Here is a 1,963-nt window from a genome sequence, read left to right on the forward strand (position 1 = left end):
GATCTCCCGAAGCGACGCCGCCCACAACGCAAGCGTCTCCTCAATCGACGCTGCCTGCGTCCACGATCTTCGAATCATGGTTGCCCATGGATTCAGAAACCCACTAAAAAAACAACTGTAATGCTAGTCCAATAGTGCTAACTTTGTTCACGGACGCTTCCTCTCTGTGACGGTTCAACACCCTTCACTTTGGCACATCGATGCCGTCGAGGGGCGTCCACCCCATCACAGCAACAGCAGCAGACAGAGTCTCTGGCAGCGTGATAGAAAGAGATCAGGAGCGCGGGCTTCGTCGTTGCGAGATGTAAAGCAACGCATCCGTCGGCTGTTTACGCAGGAGCGGGTCGCGGCCTCGGCGGGGCAGTTTCTCGACGGACTGTTGGGCAACGAGCCGCGCAAGACGGGTTGGATGCGGGCGGAAGCAGCCGGCGATCCAGGCCCGTGGCGCCAGCAGGCGATCCTGGGCCGGGGGCAGTGGGATGCCGACGCGCTGCGCGATATTGTCCGTGAGTACGCGCTGGAAACGCTGGCCGATGAGGACGCGGTTCTGATCATCGATGAGACCGGGTTTTTAAAACAGGGCAAGGCCTCGTGCGGGGTCGCGCGCCAGTACACTGGCTCGGCGGGCAAGATCACCAATTGCCAGATCGGAGTGTTCGCCTCCTACGTGTCGCGGCATGGCCATGCCTTCATCGATCGGGCACTCTACCTGCCAAAGGAATGGACGGACGAACCCGTTCGCCTGAGGGCCGCGCACGTCCCGAGCGATGTGGGCTTTGCCACGAAGCCCAAGATCGCGCGTCGAATGATCGCTCGTGCGATCGCCGCCAAGGTGCCATTCTCGTTCGTGGCGGCGGACAGCGTGTATGGCACGGTTGAGATCGAATCCCTGCTGCGCAAGGCGGGCAAAGGCTACGTTCTGGGTGTTGCGTCCAATCATGTGTTCCGTTCCTGGGGCAAGCCGCGGCCTGTCGCCGGCACCGCCTCCGAGATCGCGCAGAGCCTTCCCAAGAAAGCCTGGCGCCGCCTGCCGCCGGCGAAGGGACCAAAGGTCCGCGCTGGCACGCCTGGGCCTCTCTTGAGCTGGCCGATCTTGACGCCAGTGACTACAACGACGCCCTTGCCGGGGAATGGACGCGGGGTCTTCTGATCCGCCGCAACATTGCCGACGGCAGCTTGGCCTTCTTCTCCACATGGTGCCCCAAGGGCACGTCCATGCAGAAGCTGGTATCGGTGGAAGGCCATCGCTGGGCCATTGAGGACAGCTTCGAAACCGCCAAGAACGAGCTCGGCCTTGATCACAACGAAAGCCGCTCCTGGCATGGCTGGCATCGCCATGTGTCACTCGTCATGCTGGCCTTCGCCATGATGGCCGTCATCCGTCATCGGGCCAATGCTGAGCCAGCACTCAAAAAAACGCGACGCCGGCGCACCAAACATCGTTCCTGATCCGCTGGTCGATCCAGGAAATCCGTAAGCGACGTCTATGTCCCATTCGCAAAGATTTGGAGGGACGGATTGCAACGCGTTGGCGCAACGGATTGCAATCTGTTGATCAACGCGTTGCAAATCGTTGAAGTCGCGTGTGGAGGGGCAACAGAGGATTACGGGGTTCGGCCGAACGACCAGGGCATGAGTTCGTCGATCCGCGCCTGTGGGTGTCCGGCCGCGATCGCTTCGAGCGTCGCCTTCATCCAGGCGTAGGGCTCGACGTTGTTGATCTTGCAAGTAGCGATGAGCGAAGCTATGCGCGCCCATGAACGTCCGCCTTCGTCGTGACCTGCAAACAACGAATTTTTGCGCGTCAGCACCAGCGGCCTGATCTGATTTTCGACCGGGTTGGTAACCGGTATGAGATGTCTCGGTGCCAACGTTCCGCTGCGGTGTTCTACATCGTGGCGTATGGTGCGACCATCGGGACAGAGGCACCGGGAGCACGAAGTGCGGGCAGGCCGATGCACAC

General features: G+C 60.9%; 1 protein-coding gene and 1 pseudogene. One reads left to right on the plus strand and one right to left on the minus strand.

Annotated features, from left to right (window positions below):
* Positions 1-295 precede the first annotated feature (295 nt).
* Positions 296-1,449, plus strand: a pseudogene (locus tag ACZIRK_RS45000) (IS701 family transposase).
* 155 nt (positions 1,450-1,604) lie between these two features.
* Here ACZIRK_RS45000 and ACZIRK_RS45005 read toward each other — a convergent pair.
* Positions 1,605-1,963, minus strand: a 359-nt coding sequence (locus ACZIRK_RS45005) for a transposase domain-containing protein (protein WP_474419817.1), incomplete at its 5' end; no start/stop codon positions are given.

The organism is Bradyrhizobium sp. Leo114 (genome assembly GCF_055229415.2).